This window comes from Phyllobacterium sp. TAF24 (assembly GCF_052113785.1).
Taxonomy (GTDB): domain Bacteria; phylum Pseudomonadota; class Alphaproteobacteria; order Rhizobiales; family Rhizobiaceae; genus Phyllobacterium.
Genome location: NZ_JBFRDN010000017.1, coordinates 51,859 through 71,724, shown reverse-complemented (window position 1 = coordinate 71,724; position 19,866 = coordinate 51,859). Strand labels below are relative to the sequence as shown.

General features: G+C 55.2%; 16 protein-coding genes. 8 read left to right on the top strand and 8 right to left on the bottom strand.

Translation table 11 applies throughout. The features are described from left to right. Window positions 1-331: 331 nt before the first annotated feature. A complete protein-coding gene (locus AB4Y96_RS15635) occupies window positions 332-1,165 on the bottom strand; it encodes an aldo/keto reductase (RefSeq protein ID WP_441918365.1) in 834 nt (277 codons plus the stop codon). A 14-nt stretch (window positions 1,166-1,179) separates the two neighbouring features. Then, window positions 1,180-2,190 (bottom strand): LLM class oxidoreductase, encoded by a 1,011-nt coding sequence (locus AB4Y96_RS15630; RefSeq protein ID WP_441918364.1) that lies wholly within the window; start codon window positions 2,188-2,190, stop codon window positions 1,180-1,182. 167 nt (window positions 2,191-2,357) lie between these two features. Here AB4Y96_RS15630 and AB4Y96_RS15625 point away from each other — a divergent pair, with 167 nt between their 5' ends. Then, a complete protein-coding gene (locus AB4Y96_RS15625; RefSeq protein ID WP_441918363.1) occupies window positions 2,358-3,269 on the top strand; it encodes a LysR family transcriptional regulator in 912 nt (303 codons plus the stop codon). Window positions 3,270-3,334: 65 nt separating this feature from the next. Here the strand turns inward: AB4Y96_RS15625 and AB4Y96_RS15620 are convergent, their stop codons facing one another. The 3 genes from AB4Y96_RS15620 to AB4Y96_RS15610 form a co-directional block, all read right to left on the bottom strand. After that, window positions 3,335-3,685, bottom strand: coding sequence for a VOC family protein (locus tag AB4Y96_RS15620; protein ID WP_441918362.1), 351 nt, complete (start codon window positions 3,683-3,685; stop codon window positions 3,335-3,337). Between the two features lie 111 nt (window positions 3,686-3,796). Next, window positions 3,797-6,940, bottom strand: a complete 3,144-nt coding sequence (locus AB4Y96_RS15615; RefSeq protein ID WP_441918361.1) for an efflux RND transporter permease subunit — start codon at window positions 6,938-6,940, stop codon at window positions 3,797-3,799. Beyond that, a complete protein-coding gene (locus tag AB4Y96_RS15610; protein WP_244518567.1) occupies window positions 6,937-8,052 on the bottom strand; it encodes an efflux RND transporter periplasmic adaptor subunit in 1,116 nt (371 codons plus the stop codon). Before AB4Y96_RS15610 ends, AB4Y96_RS15615 begins: the two co-directional genes overlap by 4 nt. A 263-nt stretch (window positions 8,053-8,315) precedes the next feature. On the opposite strand from AB4Y96_RS15610, the gene AB4Y96_RS15605 reads away from it, so the two are divergent. The 4 genes from AB4Y96_RS15605 to AB4Y96_RS15590 all read left to right on the top strand — a co-directional run bounded on the left by AB4Y96_RS15605 (window position 8,316) and on the right by AB4Y96_RS15590 (window position 10,129). Further along, window positions 8,316-8,984: a TetR family transcriptional regulator gene (locus tag AB4Y96_RS15605; protein WP_441918360.1), complete on the top strand. Its 669-nt coding sequence runs from the start codon at window positions 8,316-8,318 to the stop codon at window positions 8,982-8,984. Between the two features lie 157 nt (window positions 8,985-9,141). Beyond that, a complete protein-coding gene (locus tag AB4Y96_RS15600; protein WP_441918359.1) occupies window positions 9,142-9,318 on the top strand; it encodes a hypothetical protein in 177 nt (58 codons plus the stop codon). A 5-nt stretch (window positions 9,319-9,323) separates the two neighbouring features. After that, window positions 9,324-9,623, top strand: a complete 300-nt coding sequence (locus AB4Y96_RS15595) for a YkgJ family cysteine cluster protein (RefSeq protein ID WP_441918358.1) — start codon at window positions 9,324-9,326, stop codon at window positions 9,621-9,623. A 209-nt stretch (window positions 9,624-9,832) separates the two neighbouring features. Beyond that, on the top strand, window positions 9,833-10,129 hold the full coding sequence (locus tag AB4Y96_RS15590; protein WP_441918357.1) for a hypothetical protein: 297 nt from the start codon (window positions 9,833-9,835) through the stop codon (window positions 10,127-10,129). Window positions 10,130-10,162: 33 nt separating this feature from the next. Here AB4Y96_RS15590 and AB4Y96_RS15585 read toward each other — a convergent pair whose 3' ends face one another. Both AB4Y96_RS15585 and AB4Y96_RS15580 read right to left on the bottom strand, forming a co-directional pair. Continuing rightward, window positions 10,163-11,452 (bottom strand): Hsp70 family protein, encoded by a 1,290-nt coding sequence (locus AB4Y96_RS15585; protein ID WP_441918356.1) that lies wholly within the window; start codon window positions 11,450-11,452, stop codon window positions 10,163-10,165. Between the two features lie 140 nt (window positions 11,453-11,592). Continuing rightward, window positions 11,593-14,283, bottom strand: coding sequence for a DNA translocase FtsK (locus AB4Y96_RS15580; protein ID WP_441918355.1), 2,691 nt, complete (start codon window positions 14,281-14,283; stop codon window positions 11,593-11,595). A 464-nt stretch (window positions 14,284-14,747) separates the two neighbouring features. On the opposite strand from AB4Y96_RS15580, the gene AB4Y96_RS15575 reads away from it, so the two are divergent. From AB4Y96_RS15575 to AB4Y96_RS15565, 3 genes are read left to right on the top strand one after another with little or no spacing between them, the layout of a single operon-like run. After that, window positions 14,748-16,289 carry a DUF4153 domain-containing protein gene (locus AB4Y96_RS15575; protein WP_441918354.1) on the top strand — a complete coding sequence of 514 codons (1,542 nt, stop codon included), beginning with the start codon at window positions 14,748-14,750 and terminating at the stop codon, window positions 16,287-16,289. Window positions 16,290-16,300: 11 nt separating this feature from the next. Then, on the top strand, window positions 16,301-16,999 hold the full coding sequence (locus tag AB4Y96_RS15570; protein ID WP_441918353.1) for a response regulator: 699 nt from the start codon (window positions 16,301-16,303) through the stop codon (window positions 16,997-16,999). Further along, window positions 16,996-18,555: an ATP-binding protein gene (locus AB4Y96_RS15565; protein WP_441918352.1), complete on the top strand. Its 1,560-nt coding sequence runs from the start codon at window positions 16,996-16,998 to the stop codon at window positions 18,553-18,555. Before AB4Y96_RS15570 ends, AB4Y96_RS15565 begins: the two co-directional genes overlap by 4 nt. Here the strand turns inward: AB4Y96_RS15565 and AB4Y96_RS15560 are convergent. Then, window positions 18,536-19,792: an aminotransferase-like domain-containing protein gene (locus AB4Y96_RS15560; protein WP_441918351.1), complete on the bottom strand. Its 1,257-nt coding sequence runs from the start codon at window positions 19,790-19,792 to the stop codon at window positions 18,536-18,538. The genes AB4Y96_RS15565 and AB4Y96_RS15560 overlap by 20 nt on opposite strands. Between the last annotated feature and the right edge of the window lie 74 nt (window positions 19,793-19,866).

Genomic DNA, 19,866 nt, shown 5'->3' with positions numbered 1-19,866 from the left:
TTAGTGGCAAACTGTTTTAGGTTAACCAACAGTTAAGTGCAATTTTGCCAAACAAGGCTAATAACGGTTGTACGCGTACAACTTAGTTGCAGTTATTTAGGCAACTTGGCCTCTCCGGCCACCCAACCCCAAACATCCTGCTGAGCTTCACATAAGTTGTACACGTACAACAACGATCTCCGATGATCACGTATGCACAAATCATATTCATCAAATCGAATCGCCCTCCAACGATAATATAGCGACTTCCATACCATTTCACCTCCGTTACGAAAGCAACGGAGGTGATACTGGCCTTATGTCAGAGGTGACCGAACTTTACGCGGCTCGCTTAGGCGGCTTTGTCCCAGACCGGAGCGAGACCGTTGGGGCTGACGATGCGACCATCGGTTCGAGCCAGAGCGTGGATCGCCTTCATATCATCCGAACTAAGCACGAAATCAAAGATTGCAAGATTCTCGGCGGCACGGGCCTCACCCACAGTCTTTGACAAAGCAATCACATTCTCCTGCTGTACCAGCCAGCGCAAAACAATCTGGGCAACGGTCTTGCCATTACGCACGGCTATCTCATTGAGAACCGCATCGTCAAAGACCGCGCCATCGGCCATGCCGTAATAGCCGGTAACTGACATCCCTGCTTCTCGCGCTGCGTCAATCACCGGTTTCTGATTGAGATAAGGATGGTACTCCACCTGATTGGTGACCAGCGGCGCATCGCTTAATGCAATGGCTTCGGCCATCAGTGCCGTGCTGAAGTTGCTCACGCCAATATGTCGTACCTTACCCGCCGCCTTGACTTCGTTCAACGCACCAATCTGCTCGGCAAACGGCACCACAGTGTTCGGCCAATGCAATAGGAGCAGATCGACGTGATCTGTCTTCAGTTTCTTCAAGCTCTCATTGACCGAGGCGACGAATGCATCCCGTCGATAATTCTCAACCCAGACCTTGGTCGTCAGGAAGACGTCACTACGCGCAACACCTGACTTGACGATGCCCTCGCCGACCTCAGCTTCATTGCCATAGATCTGGGCCGTATCGACGTGGCGGAAACCAAGTTTCAAAGCGTGCGGCACCATGCGCAACACATCCGCGCCCGGCATACGAAATGTACCAAAACCCAAAGCAGGAATAGAGGCTCCATTGGCTGTTACAAAATGCATAATATTCTCCTGTGTTATTCGGCCGCTGTCTGAAGGGCGGATGAGGATTGATTGAACTGTGGCAAGACCTCGCTCGCCAGTTCATCGATAACTTCGTTCAAAGGGCGCTGCGATGGCCGCAGCAGCAATGCCAGATGGTCGACGCCAATGGCATTGAGGTTTTGCAAATGCTCAATGAATGCATTGCGGCCAAGCCGTGCGCCAAACCGGCGAGGTGTGGCGGGTTCATTGGCATTCTCCGCAAGATCCAGATGGAACGCGCTGATAAACGCACCGTCATAAATACTGTTTGCCGAGCGGGCGGCACGCCAATCACTCGCTTGAGCGGCAAGTCGTTCAACACCGTTCGGATAAACGAAGCGACCGTCCATCTGCTCTGCAATCCATTCCGGTGTCTGGCGTCCCTGTCCAGCAATGATCATTGGAATATTGCCACGCGGTGGCTTCGGCAGCAGATCAAATGCGGGCTCCAGTTGTCCACGTGCAACCGGCAGGCCGTTGGATTGCCAAGCTGCGCGCAAATAAGCGACTGCGTCACGAAAGGCGTCGCCGCGGCCTTCAAAATCAAGTCCGAGCAGCGGATATTCAACTGGCCTGTCGCCGGAAGCAACGCCGAGGATCAAGCGCCCGCCGGAAAGTGCGTCAACAGAAGCTGCCGCCTTCGCAACCATCATTGGATGGCGCAGGGGCAGAACAACTGCCGCGGTTCCAAGTGCAACATTGTTGGTTATACCGGCGAGAAAACCCAGATTGACGAACGGATCATAGACTGATCCAGCATCGCCGAAATTATTCGGATCAAATACCGGGACATCGCGCATCCACACGGCTGCAAAGCCGGAGCGATCAACCTGCTGAACAAGTTCCGGGTACAAACGCAAATCAGGAACACCGAAGGGACGACCTTCGGCAGCTCGCCTTGCTTCACGTTCCGGTGCCCAGTCATTATCCAGGGGCAATTCTATGCCGAGTGTGATTGTGCCTGGCTTCCGGATAAGATCGAGGGACGAAAACTGCTTTAACATGGAGTGTTACTCCCGTTCTTGGATCGCGAGCGAACTGCTCTGTTGACGGAGGCGCCACCTGGACGCCCTGTTGATCGACATATGGCGCAAACCCATTGCTGTTATAATGCAGTAAAATAAACTAAGGTCTGTGAATTGAATTCACATAGTCAATTGAGGTGTTTCGCATGAACAACCGGGCAGGCGAGATGGAGGTCTTCGTGGAGGCCGTAGAACGCGGCAGTTTCACGGCTGCCGGTGAACGGCTCAACCTGTCACCGTCGGCAATCAGCAAGTTGATTACACGGATCGAAGAACGTCTCGGCACACGTTTGCTGGTTCGATCGACGCGGGCGCTGCAATTGACGCCGGAAGGCGAGGCGTATCACCAGCGCGCGGCTCGTATCATCGCCGAAATCGACGAGACAGAACGGCTAATGACGTCAGGTGGCGCTGCAGTTCCGCGTGGCCTTCTTCGGGTGAACTCATCGGTTGGCTTCGGCACACGCTATATCGTTCCGCTCGTCCCGGCGTTCCTCGCACGTTATCCGGATGTGGAGCTTGATCTCTCACTGTCCGATGGCGTTATTGACATCATTGAAGAGCGCGCCGACGTGGCCATCCGCACCGGTCCCATGCGGGATTCGGGGTTGAAGGCGCGCAAGCTCGGCGAGAGCCGCCGTGTCGTTGTTGCTTCTCCAGACTATCTTGCCCAGCATGGTGTACCGCAGACACCCGACGAACTGGCGCAGCATAACTGCCTGACATTCAATTTTCGCCGCAGCATGGATGAATGGGCTTTTCGCTATCCGGGTGAGGGGCGTATTCGCCCAATAGCCGTAAAGGGTAATTTTAAAGCCAATAATGGTTCGAGCGTACGGCAACTGGCAATCGCCGGACTTGGGCTCGCACGCATTGGTCAATTCCACGTGCAAAGGGATATTGATGTAGGCGCGCTTGTTCCGGTTCTGGAGGATTATAATCCCGAGGATATCGAATTTATCCATGCAGTCTTTGCCGGACACGAACATATGGCTGCACGTATCCGTGCGTTCATTGACTTCCTAGTGGAAAGTAACCCAGCAGACATGACCGTATGAGACATATTATGATGTAAAATCAAATTGTTAATTGGTTAATACGAAACTAACGCTTACCCGTGTGCTCACCCGTGTGAGAGAATATTCACAACGTTTCCAAAGGGATCACGGACAAAGAAGCGGCGGACGCCCCATAGTTCATTAGTGATATCGTAAGGGATTTCCAATCCGGCTACCTTTGCCCGTTGATATACAGCATCAACATTATCCACCTCAATGGAAAGAGCGGGGAGGGGAGTGCCTGAGCCACCCTCGCTTGCCACACTTACCTCCGGTCTGCAAACAGCATCAGAAGCGAATGTCAGTATCCAGCCGTGATCCATGACGACCTTGAGATCAAGCAGGTCTTCATAAAACTTTCTGGCAAGCTCCGGATCGCTTGCCGCGAGATTTGGCACTATGCGTCGAACAGCCATTATTTCCTCCTGTAACCGCTAGTCTCATTCTTAGCGCCTAAGGAAGGGTTGATCTATAGCCCCAGAAAGCGGAACCCCCTCAACCTCGGAGGAGGGGAGGGGGTTCGATGATTATTCGGCTGGGGCCGGAGCGGGTTGCGCATCAGGCAGGGACGATTTTTTCTTACCCGGGTCTTTCCAGGCAATAAGCCGGTAGAACATTGGAATGAAGAAAGTTGCAATAAATGTTGCAGCAAGCATACCACCGATAACACCAGTGCCGATGGCGTGACGGCTTGCCGAACCTGCGCCGGAGCTGATTGCAAGAGGTACAACACCAAGGATGAACGCAAGCGAAGTCATCACAATCGGCCGGAAACGCAGCCGCGCCGCCTCAATGGCAGCCTCCGCAGCCGAATAGCCTTCCTGACGTTTCAGCACCGCGAACTCGACGATCAAAATCGCGTTCTTCGCCGCAAGGCCTATCAGCGTCACCATACCGATCTGGAAGTACACGTCATTGGTCAGCCCGCGCAGCATCGTTGCAGCAAGAGCACCGAAGAGCGCAAAAGGCACCGCCATAATGACCGCGAGCGGCAAGCTCCACTTTTCGTACTGTGCAGCAAGGATCAGGAACACCATGATGATACCAAAAATCATCGCCTGTGAACCGGTGCCGCTTGTCGCCAATTCCTGGAAGGATGACCCGGTCCACGCGATCTGGAAGCCCTCAGGCAGCGTTTCCTTGGCGACTTGCTGCATAGCCTTGATCGCATCGCCTGAAGTATAGCCCGGAGCCGGATTACCCGTCACCTTGGCGGCACTGAAGGCATTGAACCGCTCAAGCTGATCCGGGCCAACTATGCGCTTCACCGTTACGAGGGCACTGAGCGGAATCATGCTACCGGAATCGGCACGCACAAACACCTGCCGGAGATCATCGGGCGTGCGGCGGAAATCCGCTTCCGACTGCAGATTGACCTGATAGTTGCGGCCATAGAGTGTGAAGTCATTCACATAAAGGCTGCCGAAAGACGCCTGCATCGCATCGAAGACAGAATTGATGGGAACATTGAGAGCCTTGGCCTTGTCGCGATCGAGGTCCAGCTGATACTGCGGCACATTCGCGTCGAATGTTGTTCTCACACTGGTAAGCTCAGGCCGCTTGGACGCTGCTTCCACGATTTTGTTAGTGGCATCTGTCAGCTTGGCCACATCACTGCCCGCGCGGTTCTGCACGTATAATTCAAAGCCGCCTGTCGTGCTTAGGCCCTGAATAGGTGGTGGATTGAACGCAAGGATCATGGCGTCCTTGATCCCGGCATTCATGCCCATGATGGGACCGGCCATATTGCGGGAATCGAGTTCCGGTGTCTTGCGCTGGCTCCAGTCCTTGAGGGTAAGGAAGGTTGTACCAGCATTGGACTTCTGGCCACCGGAGAGAAGATCAAAGCCAGCAATGGCAAAGACGTTCTCGGCGGCAGGATGCTTGGCCAAATTCTGCGATGATTGTTCCATCGCAGCTTTGGTTCGCGTCAGCGAAGCCGCGGGCGGAAGCACCGCAACGCTCAAGAGCACACCCTGATCTTCATCAGGCACCAGCGAACCCGGTATTTTGTAAAACATGTAGGCTGTGCCGCCGATCAGGAAGGCAAACAGTGTCAGGCCAATGGCGACCCGCTTGATCAGAAACCGCACGCCAGAAGTATAGCCTGATGCTATGCGTTCAAAAGCCCGGTTAAAGATGCGGAAGGGGAGGGCCGGTTCGTGATGGCCGGGCTTCAGGATCAGGCCGCAGAGTGCGGGTGTCAGCGACAGCGCGACAATGCCGGAGATTGTCACCGACATGGCAATCGTGACAGCAAACTGCTTGTACATTGCGCCCGCTAGTCCGCCCATGAAGGAGACAGGTACGAACACGGCGCAAAGAACCAGCACGATGGCGACCACAGGACCGGTCACTTCGCTCATCGCCTTGATCGCTGCCTCGCGCGGCGGCAGTTTTTCCGTCGACATGATACGTTCGACGTTCTCCAGAACCACAATCGCGTCATCGACCACGATACCGATCGCCAGCACGAGACCGAAGAGCGTCAGGAGGTTGATCGAAAAGCCCAGGACATACATGCCTGCAAATGTGCCGATGATAGAGATCGGCACGGCAATAACGGGGATAAGTGTTGCTCGCCAGTTTTGCAGGAAGATGAAGACGACGAGAACAACGAGGATAATCGCCTCGATGAATGTCGTGACAACCTCATCGATGGAGGCCTGAATGAATTTGGTCGTGTTATAGGGGATCGAATAATCCATGCCCGTGGGGAAGGCGGCTTTCAGCTCATCCATACGGGAGCGCACCGCGTCCATCGTGTTGAGCGCATTGGCGCCCGGCTGCAGGTAGACCGCGATTGGTATGGCAGGCGTGCCGTTGAGCTTGCTGTCCACCGCATAGCTTTGCGCGCCCAGCTCTACCCGGGCAACGTCACCCAGCCGCAAGGTCGCTGCAATGGGAGAGGATCGCAGGATAATGTTCTCGAAAGCCTTGGCATCAGGCAGGCGGCCCATCGTTGTAGCGGAATAGGTGAACGCATTCGACTGTGGATCGGGCTGGTCACCGAATTTGCCGGCGGCAAACTGGGAATTCTGCTCACGAACGGCCGTGGCCACATCCGTCGGGGTCAAATTATATTGTGCCAGCTTGTCCGGGCGCAGCCAGATACGCATAGAGTAATTTGGATTGCCGAGAACCTGCGCATCACCAACGCCCGGAATACGTTTCAGATCATCAACCACGTTAAGCAGGGCATAGTTGCCGATATAGGTGCGGTCGAACTGACCGCCCTCGGAATACATAGCCACGAGGCCAAGAATCGACGTGGAGCGCTTGGCAACGGTCACGCCCTGTCGGGTCACATCTTGCGGCAGGGTCGATGTGGCGCGCTGCACGCGATTGTTGACGTTGATTGTCGCCTGATCAGCATTGGTGCCGAGCGCGAATGTCACCGTCAGCTGCATCTGGCCACTGGCCGAGTTGGTTGACTGCATATACAGCATGTTTTCAACACCGTTGATCTGCTGTTCAAGCGGCGATGCAACGGTCTGCGCGATTGTTTCGGCACTGGCGCCCGGATAGTTGGCGCTGACAACCACCTGCGGCGGCGTCAACTCGGGATATTGAGCGATCGGAAGGACCCGGATCGCGACAATACCCGCCAGAACGATGATAATCGAAATGACGGCCGCGAAGACCGGCCGATCAATGAAGAAACGGTTCATTGGGTCACCAGCGCCTGTTTGACAGTATCGGTCGCCGCAACAGCCTGTCCCGGCCTGACCTTGATGACGCCTTCTGTGACCACACGATCACCGGCATTAAGACCGGATAAGACAATCCAGCCTTTGGCGACTTGCTGACCAAGGTTGAGGGGGCGAACTTCCGCCTTGCCCTCRTTGTTCACCACATAGACAAACTGACCTTTAGGCCCCTGCATCAGCGCAGCTTCAGGGATGACAATGGTGTCATTGACAGTCACACCAGTGACAGTCGCGCGGACAAACTGCCCGGGCAGGAGGCGCCGATCCGGATTGTCGATAATGGCGCGCACGCCCAGCGTACCCGTTTCCAGATCAAGGCTGCTGGAGGTAAAGTCGATTGTACCGAAATGGTTATAGACAGTTCCATCGCCAAAGGAGAGTTTGACCGAAAGCTTGTTGGCTTCCAGCCCCTTGGCCTTGCGTTCGTCAAGCAGACGGCGGATTTCGGCGGCTTCCGTATCCGTGAAGGAGAAGTTGATATAGACAGGATCGGTCTGGGTAATTGAGGTCAGCAAGCTTGAAGAGGCATCCGTGCCAATAAGACTGCCTTCCGAAACCTGCTCGCGGCTCGTCACGCCATTGATGGGCGCGGTGACCTTCGTGTATTGCAGGTTGAGTTCAGCTGTTCTCACCTGCGCTTTAGCCGCCGCAACCGCAGCAGCATTGAGATCTCGAGTAGACATTGCCGTATCGCGTGCTGCTGTACTCTGGACTTTCTGATCCACCAGCGTCTGGGCACGATCCGCATCACGAACGGATTGTGCATATTGTGCCTGCGCCTGTTGCAACTGAGCCTGCACACGGGCGAGTTCTGCTTCGTAAGGAGCAGGATCGATCTCGAAAAGCAGCTCCCCTGCCTTGACTTCCGAGCCTTCCACGAAATTGCGCTTCATAAGTATGCCGCCGACACGGGCGCGCACCTGCACATCGCGATAGGCTGTGATGCGCGCAGCATATTGGTAGGAAAGGTCCACTTCCTCCGGATGAACGGCAACTGCCGTTACCTGCGGCGGGGGAGGGGCCTTGCCACCAGCCTGCTGAGCATTAGCCGGCAAACTGAATGCCAGTGTCATGCTTGTAACAAGAAAAAGGGGAAGGAAACGGGTGCCGAGCAAAGTCATTGGGAGGATTCGCTTGTCCGAGGAATATCTGGGTGCATGTACAAACATACATCCGTGATTGTAAATATAAGAAAGCGTGATATTGTGTCCGAAAACAGACCGGACGCGATCACGTTTGGGTTATCGAACCGGCGGTACGACAAGGCCGCGGGATCATAACTGACGGACGATGTTCCGGCTTCCCCAGGAGGGATCACCCGAGCGAAGGAGGCGTTATGCGCAGGACCAAAGCCGAGGCCGGAGAAACGCGTGAATCCATTCTGGATTCTGCGGAGGCGGTCTTTTTGGATCATGGTGTCAATCAATCGACACTCAATCAGATTGCCGCGCATGCGGGTGTCACGCGTGGCGCTATTTATTTCCACTTCAAGGACAAGATCGAACTCTATCAGGAAGTGGTCGAGCGGGTACGGCTCCCGCAGGATGACCTGCTGACCAAGGCATTTCATTGCGAGGTCGGCAACCCTCTCGATATTGCTCTGGATGCCGGTATTTTCTGCCTTGAGAATTTTGCGGGAGATCCGCGCAAGCAGCGTGTTTTCACCATTATCACCCAACGCTGTGAATATGTGGGCGAGATGGCGCAGGTTCTGGAACGGCTTCGCACGCTCAACGAAGAGGTGCATCAGATGCTCTTGCGTTTGACAACGCTTGCCAAGAAACGCGGGATGCTTTCAAGCGAATGGCGGCCCGAAATTGCGGCGCGTTCACTGCAAAGTGCGATGAGTGGACTGCTGTCCGAATGGATGCGGCTTAATAAATCTTTTGATCTGGTCGCAGCTGGAACAATGACGCTGACAGCCATCGTCGACTCGTTTCGCAAGAAGGACATTCTGGCTCAGGTGCCTGCCGCAAAGGCGAAAAAGCTAATGGCCGTATCGTAGATATTCGCCGATGGTCTTATGCCGCTTCCCCAGATAAATCGGCTTCAAGCCTAGTATCCGTGGTCCATACGGGTTAAACAACAGCTCCCTTCCTGCGCTGGCGGCCTGCATCGGCAATCCCTATCGCTCATCAGGGCGAACATGAGAGGATTGAACCATGGCTATCAAGTTTACTGCCAAGGACTCTGCGACAAGCGAGCGTCCGGCACCGGTAAAGGCACCCAAGCCCGAGAAGATTGAACAGGACGCGGCAGGTTCAGATGCCGAGGCAGGCGATAGTGATCTGTTCAATGCAACGTCCAAGACGCCTGCACGCAAACGCAAGGGCAAATAAAACGCATGGATGCAGGCGAGATTTATGATTGCCAGACCTGCGGCGCCTGTTGCTGCTATTCATCGCAGTGGCCGAGATTCTCCATCGAGGACGATGAGCAGCTTGCGCTTATTCCTGCCAAATATGTCGCTAGCGACGAGAGCGGCATGCGCTGCGTCGGTGTTCGCTGCTCCGCATTAACGGGCGAGGTCGGCAAGACCACAGCTTGCGGAATTTACGATGTACGCCCTGACGTGTGCCGTTCCTGCATGCCCGGCGATCCGGAATGCCTCATGGCGCGCAAAGCGCACAATCTCCCGGCCTGACCCAAGAACAAGCGCGACAATTTTCATCCGGGTTCCCAATTAGGCGGCCGGAAAACCGTTAAAATTTACTCCATTATTCCAATCAATAAGAGTTGATTTTGATGTGTTCGCATAGGTCAAAAACTTGCCTCTATTGCGTCCGTATTTCTGGCGGCCTTTCAAATCGAATGACCTGCATTCAACGTTTTAAAACTATCCGGAGATTCATCATGCATAGAAGCAATGTCGATCGTGAACCGGACTATGTAAAAGAACGGACTGAAGGACCACAGAATCTTGGGCGGATCTATCTGCTAAGCTTGGCGCTCTGTGCAGCGTTGGTTGCCACGACAGCGGTAGGATATGAGTCCAACTGGCCGGATACCATGATGGTAACCGCCTCCACGACGCAGGCAGGAATCAACCAGCGGGTTGATGACAAAAACCCTCTGACTTTTTGCAACAACGTTGAGTGTTCCACTAATGTCGACCAAAAGTCGTCCCTCTGGAAGAAGTTTGATATCTGATATCCAGCCCTAAAAGGCTGTGGCCCGACCAGATCAGGCGGTCCATTGCGGAATGTCGTCGCGCTCCCCAATGAGCGCCAACCCATGCGCGATTGAAAGCAGCTCGCCGCCGCTCTCGATTTTGTCCTGTGGAAAGCGTTCGGTGAATATGCGCCGAACCGCCGGGACGAAGGATGTGCCGCCTGTCAGGAAGACCTTGTCGATATCGCCCACCGCCGTGTGGGTCTTCTCAAGAACATCGTCAAGCGCGCCTTCAATGCGCGTCAGATCGGCCGCAATCCACTCTTCAAAGTCGCTGCGCTTGATCATCTTTCGGCCACCACGTCCCAATGGTTCAAAGTTGAACTCTGCCTCATCAGCTGTGGACAGCGCCATCTTGGTTGCCGAAACGGCCTGATAGAGCGGATAGCCTTCGTCATGATCGACGAGATCAACGAAAACCTCGAGCTTCTCCGGCTCAAGGCTGGAGCGAACCAGCTTCTTCAGCTCAGAAAACTCCCGTGTTGTCTTGAAAATGGAAAGCTGGTTCCAGCGGCTGAAATTGGCATAGTAGGAGGAGGGCACTTCGAGTGTCTTGTCGAAACTCTTGAAATAGCTTCCCTTGCCGATTTGCGGTGCAACGATGCTGTCGATCATCCGGGAGTCGAAATGATCCCCTGCAATGCCGACACCGGAATGACCGATTGGTGTTGCACTGAGTTTACCGGCCTTCTTCTCGAAGCGGATGAGCGAATAGTCGGTCGTCCCGCCGCCGAAATCCGCCACGAGAACGGTCGCATCAGCCTTGAGATTTTGGGCGAAATAGAACGCTGCGGCCACTGGTTCGTAGACATAGTGGATTTCAGGAAAGCCGAAACGGGTCAGCGCCTCGTTATAGCGCGCGGTTGCCAGCGCAGGATCGGGATTGGCACCGGCAAAATGCACTGGCCTGCCGGTGACAATACGTTTGACATCCCCTGGCCATTCATCGCCTGCATAGGTCTTTAACCGCCGCACGAAAATTTCCATCAGATCTTCAAATGTGTGGCGCTTGGCAAAAATCAAAGTGCCTTGAAAGAGCGCACTTGCGGCAAATGTCTTGATGGACTGCAAAAAGCGGCTTTCGCCGGGATTATCAATGAACTGGCGGATTGCGGCATGTCCCGCTTCAACCTTCAATGCCGCTGCACCGGCAACAGGGTCTTTCATGAAAGACAGCGCCGTGCGCATGCTGTCGGCCGTGCCGGTCGCATTGGTGAATGACAATGAGCGTGTCGTTGTTCCATCCGCCAATGCCAGAACCGTGTTGGTCGTGCCAAAGTCGAAACCCAGCGCCTGAGCCATTGCCGCGCTCCTTTATGCCATGAATGTCAGAAATCGGGACAAGGCCCGTCGAATGGACACCGCGCGCCCAAATCAAGGACGCGCGTCATGACATAGCGGCGGTGGAGACGCAAGAGCACCCGCGTCTTTTACTTTAAGAACTAGTCCGGCATGTCGCCATTGGCGAATGGCGCATTGTCCCTGTTATGCGAGAGAATTTCCCGCTTGCCCACATGGTTGGACGGTCCGACCAGCCCTTCCTTTTCCATACGTTCCACCAGTGATGCAGCTCTGTTATAGCCGATCTGCAAGCGGCGCTGGATATAGGAGGTGGAGCATTTCTTGTCGCGCATAACCACTTTGACCGCCTGGTCATAGAGTTCATTGCCATCTTCAGCCGCAACAGAGCCCTTATCGAAGACGGCTCCGCCGGTCTCCGCTTCAGGTTCTTCCTCTTCACTCTCATCGGCTGTGACCGTGTCGAGATAATCAGGGCGACCCTGTGCCTTCAGGTGCGCCACGACACGTTCAACTTCCTCATCAGACACAAACGGTCCGTGTACGCGGGAAATCCGCCCGCCACCGGCCATGTGCAACATATCGCCCTGACCAAGCAATTGTTCCGCGCCCTGTTCACCGAGAATAGTGCGGCTGTCGATCTTCGATGTCACCTGAAACGAGATGCGGGTCGGGAAGTTCGCCTTGATTGTACCGGTGATAACATCAACCGACGGGCGCTGTGTTGCCATGATCAGATGGATACCGGCAGCGCGTGCCATCTGGGCCAAGCGCTGAATGGCGCCTTCAATGTCCTTGCCCGCCACCATCATCAAATCGGCCATTTCGTCGACAATGACCACGATATAAGGCATCGGTGTCAGATCGAGGGCTTCCTGCTCATGAATGGCCTCGCCAGTTCCCTTGTCAAAACCTGTTTGAACAGTACACATCACTGTCTCGCCCTTTTCCTTGGCCTGTGCAGCACGGGCGTTAAAGCCGTCAATGTTGCGCACTCCAAGTTTTGACATCTTCCGGTAGCGGTCTTCCATCTCCCGAACTGCCCATTTCAACGCCATAACCGCCTTTTTGGGGTCTGTTACGACAGGGGTCAGCAGGTGCGGAATACCGTCATAAATCGACAGTTCCAACATTTTCGGATCGACCATGATCAAGCGGCATTCTTCCGGTGTCAGCCGGTAGAGCAGCGAGAGGATCATCGTGTTGATAGCGACAGACTTGCCCGAACCGGTTGTACCGGCCACCAGCAGGTGAGGCATTTTTGCAAGCTCGGCAATGACAGGTTCACCGCCAATGGTCTTACCAAGGCAAAGCGCCAGCTTGAGTTTGGTACTCGTGAAATCTGCTGATGCGATCATCTCGCGGAAATATACCGTCTCGCGGATCGCGTTCGGCAACTCGATACCAATGACATTGCGTCCCGGCACGACCGCAACACGAGCCGATAAGGCGGACATGGAACGGGCGATATCATCAGCAAGACCAATGACACGTGAAGACTTGATGCCGGGTGCGGGCTCGAATTCATAAAGTGTGACCACGGGGCCGGGGCGCACATGAATAATCTCGCCGCGTATGCCGAAATCCTCCAGTACACTCTCCAGAAGTCCGGCATTCTGTTCCAGCGCTTCCTGCGTAATGACCACTTCCGTACGCTCCGCCGGTTCCTGCAACAGGGATAGCGGCGGGCGCTCATAGGTTTCGCCATAGGACTGGACCGGTAGTGGTGAGAGACGTGCGGGAACGATAACGGGCTGCTCCTGACGAACCGTTACCTGAAGGCGTGACGGCTTCTCTTCGACCGCTACTGCACCCTGCGCTGGTGCAGTTTCCACAACAGCCGCAACCACGGGTTCCGGTGCTACGATGATCGGTTTTACAATCACCGCTTTTTCAACGACGGGTTCTGGCTGATGCAAGGGCACAGCAGGCGCAACAACCTTCGGCGCGACCGGAACAATGGGGGCGACAGGCAATGGCATGGGCGTTGCAGGCACTGCCGTTGCAGCGACCTGTTGATGCGGCTGCCGCAGTTCAACCACGCGGAACAGGGCTGTGATCGCATCTGGCGCAATTTTGCGCACGGCCTGCGATGCAGACGCAGCGGGGATCGGGGCAACACCGCCGGAAAATTCCATCGATTCCCAGAATGCAAAATCCGAAAGATAGTCAAGTGGTCCGGATTTGTGCGGCACAGACTGCGCGCCAGCCACCTGCAGGCTGGGCCGGCTCTCGCGAACAACCGGGGCATGGGTCACCACGGGCGTGGCGTAGCTTGCAGGAAATGCCGGGCCGCGAAGCAGGCTAGCCTCAATTGGGGCAGGGGCCTTTTCGTGAGCGACATTTGTGGTGGCGATCTTCTTTTCGGGCGAGATATTCACAGAGGCACGCGCTGGCTCCATTGGCGTTTTTGACACGGCAACGGATTTGTCTGGTTTGACGGCAGGTACAGGCGCTGCGTTTTCCGTTCCGCTGCGATGCTTGTTCAAAACAGCATCCGGTGTGCGCGTGAACCGTACATTGGCAGAAAGCGAGAACATGCGCTTGGAAATAGGTGCAGACGGGTCCGTATCGGGTTCAAGGGTAACGGCCGCCCGCACTGGCGCGCGCGTTACTGCACTTGGCGTGGCCACGGCAGGCGCTTCAACGGAGCGTCTTGTGGATACCGGCTCGTAAGGTGACGGCGCCGCAGCGCGTGCGCTGGGAGCAGCTTGGCGTTGAACCGGTGCCGGTGCTGGTTCCGGCACGTAAGGTTTAGCGGCCATCGGTGCCGGTATAGACGCAGGCGATTCGTTCACATCGCCATACTCGTCTACGTAATCATCTGACTTCATTGAGAAATTTGTTCTTGGAATACGCATGATACCTGCAAGCGAAGCGATTGGATGTTGCTCGTAAACTTGCCTTATCGAATAGAAAATGAAGGTTAATAAGTTGCTACTGATGGCTGCAAACACACTGTCTGTTGCCACATCTTGACAGGGGATTTCTTCAACTTGTTCGACACAAGCTGATTGTTGGCCCCATCACTTCAACACGCCTGCACAATTTCTGCACGAAACTGCTGAAATTCTCCTCCAGCGCAACACAAGCCGCCCTTGGTTTGCAAGCACAAAGCCCGCATGCAAACGCCCTCAGAACCCACTCATCACATCAAACACTCTTTGCCTTCACGGCTTCTTGCCGATGGCTGGTGGCTTGTTGATCCGCCAACGCCACTCCCTGGCGCCACAATCCTCCCGTTCAGAGCTTCATCCAATCCGCCTGTTAACCGCAGCGACGCCAAGGGTCACAAAACATGATCACGTCCAAAACACTCCAACCGAGCTTTCCAACGCGAATAGGACTTGCTCTTTTCCTGACCGCCGCTGCTGATTTTCTGCTTTTTGACCAATATGTCGGAGTGTCGCTGCTGATTCTGGCCGTGCTGCTGGCAATTGCAATCGTTGTAGCCAACCCTGCCCCAGCAAAAGGCTGGGTGCAGGCAATCAGATTTACGCTCCTGATCGCCGGGCTTGCTCCGCTCGTTGAAGACGTCACCGGGCTCTCTGTTTCCATCGCCATTATCTCGCTTGGTCTTTTTGCACTGGCCACGGCAAAACGTTTGCGTACAGGCGTGGCTGCTATCGCCCGGCAGATGGCAATATTTCTGCTTGTTGCACCTATCAGGTTCATCAGGGATTTCATTCGCTGGCGAACCGTCATCAGACGTGTTGGCAAGCGTGCAATCCGCTTTGCCAGTATTGCCGTATGGTTGATGCCACTCATTCTGGCGGGGGTTTTCATCACTTTGTTCGGTGTTGCCAATCCGGTGATCGAGCATTGGCTATCCCTCATTGATTTCTGGGCAATCTTTGACCTCATCGGCATATGGCGTAGCCTGTTCTGGCTGCTATTCATTGCCGGAATCTGGGCATTCCTGCGGCCACGCCTACAGATCCGGCGCACCCGGAATACCCGCAAACCGCTGGTCAATCCCTTGGCGTCCGTACCATCGATGAAGATGGATGGCACCAACATCGAAGACATTGTCTTTGGCAAGGGAGCAATTCTGCGCGCGCTCCTGCTCTTCAACGCATTGTTTGCAATCCAGACAGCGCTCGATGCCACCTATCTTTGGGGCGGCGCTGCTTTGCCCGATGGTGTGACCTATGCCAGCTATGCCCATAGCGGTGCTTATCCGCTGATTGCAACGGCATTGCTCGCTGCCGGATTTGTCCTTGTGGCGATGCGGCCGGGCAGTGCGACATCGGCGGACCGCAGCATCCGTGCTCTGGTCTATCTGTGGACAGCCCAGAATGTCGTGCTTGTCATCTCATCCATCCTGCGTCTTGATCTTTATGTCACCATCTACTCGCTGACCTATTGGCGTATGGCCGCATTCATCTGGATGCTTCTGGTGGCCGCCGGGCTTGTGTTGATCATGGTTCGTATTGCACTTGGAAAATCGAATGAATGGCTGTTTGCCGCCAATCTTCTGACGCTTTCTGCAACACTTTATGTCTGCTGCTTTATCAATTTCGCGGCTTTAATTGCCGAATATAACGTAAAACACAGCCGTGCGATGAATGGAGGAGAGTTCAATGTCGATATCAACTACCTTACATTGCTCGGTCCTGATGCTATTCCGGCTATGGATAGCATGATCGCGGCAATGCCTCCTGCAGACGTGCAAACGGCCCGTGTACTGGAAGAGGAACGGCAGGGGCTCGTCAGACAACAACGCCGGTATTTCGAGAACTGGCGTGCCTGGACCTTTCGCGGATGGCGTCTTTCCCGCTATCTAGAGGCCAATCCCACGTCACCCTCACGACCGGATTTCGTGCCGGGTGAACACTGAAAGACGAACCTATGGCTCAACGCATTCTTGTGGCAGATGACGACCCGCATATTCGCGAAGTGATCTGCTTTGCGTTGGAAAAAGCCGGTATGACAACGGACGTCGCGGCGGACGGTATTGCCGCGCTGCGCATGGCCCAGCAAAAGGCACCTGATCTTCTGGTGCTGGATATTGGCATGCCAGAGATGGACGGGCTCGACGTCTGCCGTGAACTACGTAAGACGTCGAATGTCCCAATCCTGTTTCTCTCGGCCCGTGATGAAGAGATTGATCGCATTCTCGGGCTGGAGATGGGCGGCGATGACTATGTGACAAAGCCATTCAGCCCGCGTGAACTGGTTGCGCGGGTCAATGTCATCCTGCGGCGAGCGCGTCCAGCTGCGGCCGAAATCGGCCCGGACCCAAAACCTTTGATCCATGGTCTTCTGACACTTGATCCCGCTCGGCATTCCGTAAACTTTTCCGGGCATGACCTCGATTTGACCTCGATCGAATTCGCCATGATCAAAAGTTTGCTGAATAAACCGGCGCATGTTTTAAGCCGCGACCAGATCATGGGTGCCAGTCATGCGGTCAATATTTATGTGTCCGATCGAACGGTAGACAGCCATATCCGCAACATTCGTGCCAAATTTGCCGCTGTGGGTTGCACAGACGCCATTGAAACGGTTCACGGGGTTGGCTTCCGGCTTGGCCGGTGCGGCCTATGAGCGAGAAGTGGCGACCACGACTTGGACTGGTGGTACTCGTCATTCTGATGACGGTCATGGTTCTGCCCTTTGTCGGCCTGTTTTTCTTTCGCCTCTATGAAAACCAGCTCATCCGGCAAACGGAGGCTGAGCTTATCGCGCAGGGAGCCGCTATCGCTGCAATCTATGCGCGTGAAGTACGCGACGCTGATATTCCCCGTGAAAAGCTTGGCGCAATGCCTGTTCCTGCGGCTGGAAGCAGCGGCGACGAACGCTACCACCCCATCGAGCCACGCCTCGACCTTGCTATTGACCCTGTTCTGCCGCGCCGACCGGACTCTGTTCCAGCTACAGTTGATCCCGCCTTCGTTGCAATCGGCGCGCGCCTTACCGGAATTCTGACCGATACCCAGACAATCACACTTGCCGGTTTCCGGCTGCTTGATCCTTCCGGGGTCGTCATTGCCGGAAGCGGCGAAACCGGCAAGTCGCTCGCGGATATCGAGGAGGTTCGTGCGGCACTGTCCGGCACCTATGCCAGTGCATTGCGCACGCGCGTTCTGGATTCGCCGGTTCCGCCAATCTACTCGGTCAGCCGGGGTACACGCGTGCGCGTCTTTGCAGCGATCCCCGTCATTGTTGGGGATCGCGTTGCGGGCGTTGTCTACGCGTCCAGAACTCCCAATAACATTGTCAAACACCTCTACAGCGAACGCGGCAAGGTGATACTGGCCGCTCTTACCATATTCGGTGTCACGCTGATCATCGCCTTTGTCTTTATCCGCACTATCAGCCGGCCGATCTACGAGTTGATCGACCGGACAGCRCGAATTTCCGCCGGTGACAGGAGTGCCGTTGGCCCGCTGCATCATCATGGGACGCGTGAAATGGCCGAGCTTTCAAATGCGTTTCTTGATATGGCCCACAAGCTACAGGCCCGGTCAGACACAATACGAACTTTTGCCACCCATGTTTCGCATGAACTCAAATCGCCCCTGACTGCAATCCAAGGTGCAGCTGAACTGCTTCGTGATGCCGGAGACGAGATGGAACAGGAGAAACGGTCGCGGTTTTACAGCAATATCATTGCCGATACGGACAGGTTGAACCGGCTGGTCCGCCGATTGATCGAACTCGCCCGCGCCGAGAGCATGCATTCGACCGGCGAAACGACGTCTCTTGGCGAAGTGGTTGAAATGCTTGTTCCGGACAAGCGAATGTCAGTTCAGATTGGTGCTGGCGCAGACATCCGCTTTCGCATGTCTGCCGAGAACGCGGCAATCATCCTTTCCAATCTGGCCGATAATTCCGCGCGCCATGGCGCCACGCGCTTCACGCTTAATGCAGTGGCTGGGCCTGAAATTGTAACCCTTACGGCAAGTGATGATGGCAGCGGGATTTCACCCGGCAACAAGGGCCGTATCTTCGAACCTTTCTTTACCACGCGGCGCGAAAGCGGTGGCACCGGTCTCGGACTTGGTATTGCCGCGGCATTGGTCAGGGGGCATGACGGCACGATTGAGCTGCAGGACACCCCCGAGGGGGCCTGTTTTGCAATCAGGCTCCCCGCAGCATAGTTGTTCTGCCGGAAAGGCTCTGAGCGGCCTCTTCAGCAATCAGTTTTCCAAGCCGGGAAATGCCCGTTTCAATTGCTTCCTTATTGGGCAGGGAGAAATTGAGCCGGATGGTGTTCTTACCCGTGCCATCGGCAAAGAATGCAAAGCCGGGAACAAACGCCACCCGTACTTTCTGCAACGCCTGTGCGAGGAGGGCTGCACCGTCCAAACCCTCAGGCAAGGTGACCCACACAAACATACCGCCCTCAGGCTTTGTCCATGTCACACCTTCAGGCATGAAGCGGGCGAGGGCATCCAGCATATAATCCCGGCGCTTGCGGTAACTGTCGCGAACCTTCTCCACCTGTTTGTCGAATGACCGCTCAGCCACATGATGGATCGCCATCTGATTGATGGTCGGACTATGAAGATCAGCCGCCTGTTTGATCAGAACCAATTTGGCAACCACCGGCTTTGCGGCGCATATCCAGCCCACACGCAAACCGGGTGTGAGTGTCTTGGAGAAACTGCCGGAATAGATGACACGCGTATTCTCGATATTTCCTTCCCGCTCGCAGTCGAGCGCTAGCATTGAGGGGACAGGTTCGCCATCAAAGCGCAATGCCTGATAGGCGGCATCTTCAATCAGCGGTATGTCGAGTTCGTGCGCCAGTTCAATCAATCGGATGCGGCCATCGCGGCTGATCGTTTCGCCAGTCGGGTTGCAGAAATCAGCTGTGAGATAGGCGAGCCTGACATCACCGCCAGCAGCTTTGGCACCGTCGCGATAGGCAGCGGGCGTCATGTTCCCCAGTTCTGGGTTGAGACGGTCATAGCGGGGTTCGTAAGCGTTAAACGCCTGCAACGCGCCGAGATAGGTGGGCCATGTCGTCAGCACCGTATCGCCGGGCGATATGAATAGTTTGCCAAGATAATCGAGAGCCTGCTGTGAGCCTGTCGTGATGACGATATTGTCGATGCTGCAGGGCACCCCGATTGACGCCATATGCGTGACCAGCCATTCGCGCAGCGGGCGATAGCCTTCACTCACCGAGTACTGCAAAGCAACGTCCGCATTCTTGCTGATGATCGCGTCGTAGGCTTCCTTGATCGCTTCCTTGGGGAAGAGGGCAGGGTCTGGAATACCGCCGGCAAAGGATATGATATCGGGCTGATCAAGCAGTTTCAGCAGTTCACGTATCTCAGACGCACGCATGTTTTTTGTACGCGTAGCGTAGAGAGCATCCCAATCGCCCATGTCTTCCTCCCGGCTGTTGTTAAGCCATAGCAACGCAAAACACCCGATATGTCAATAATACTGACATATCGGGT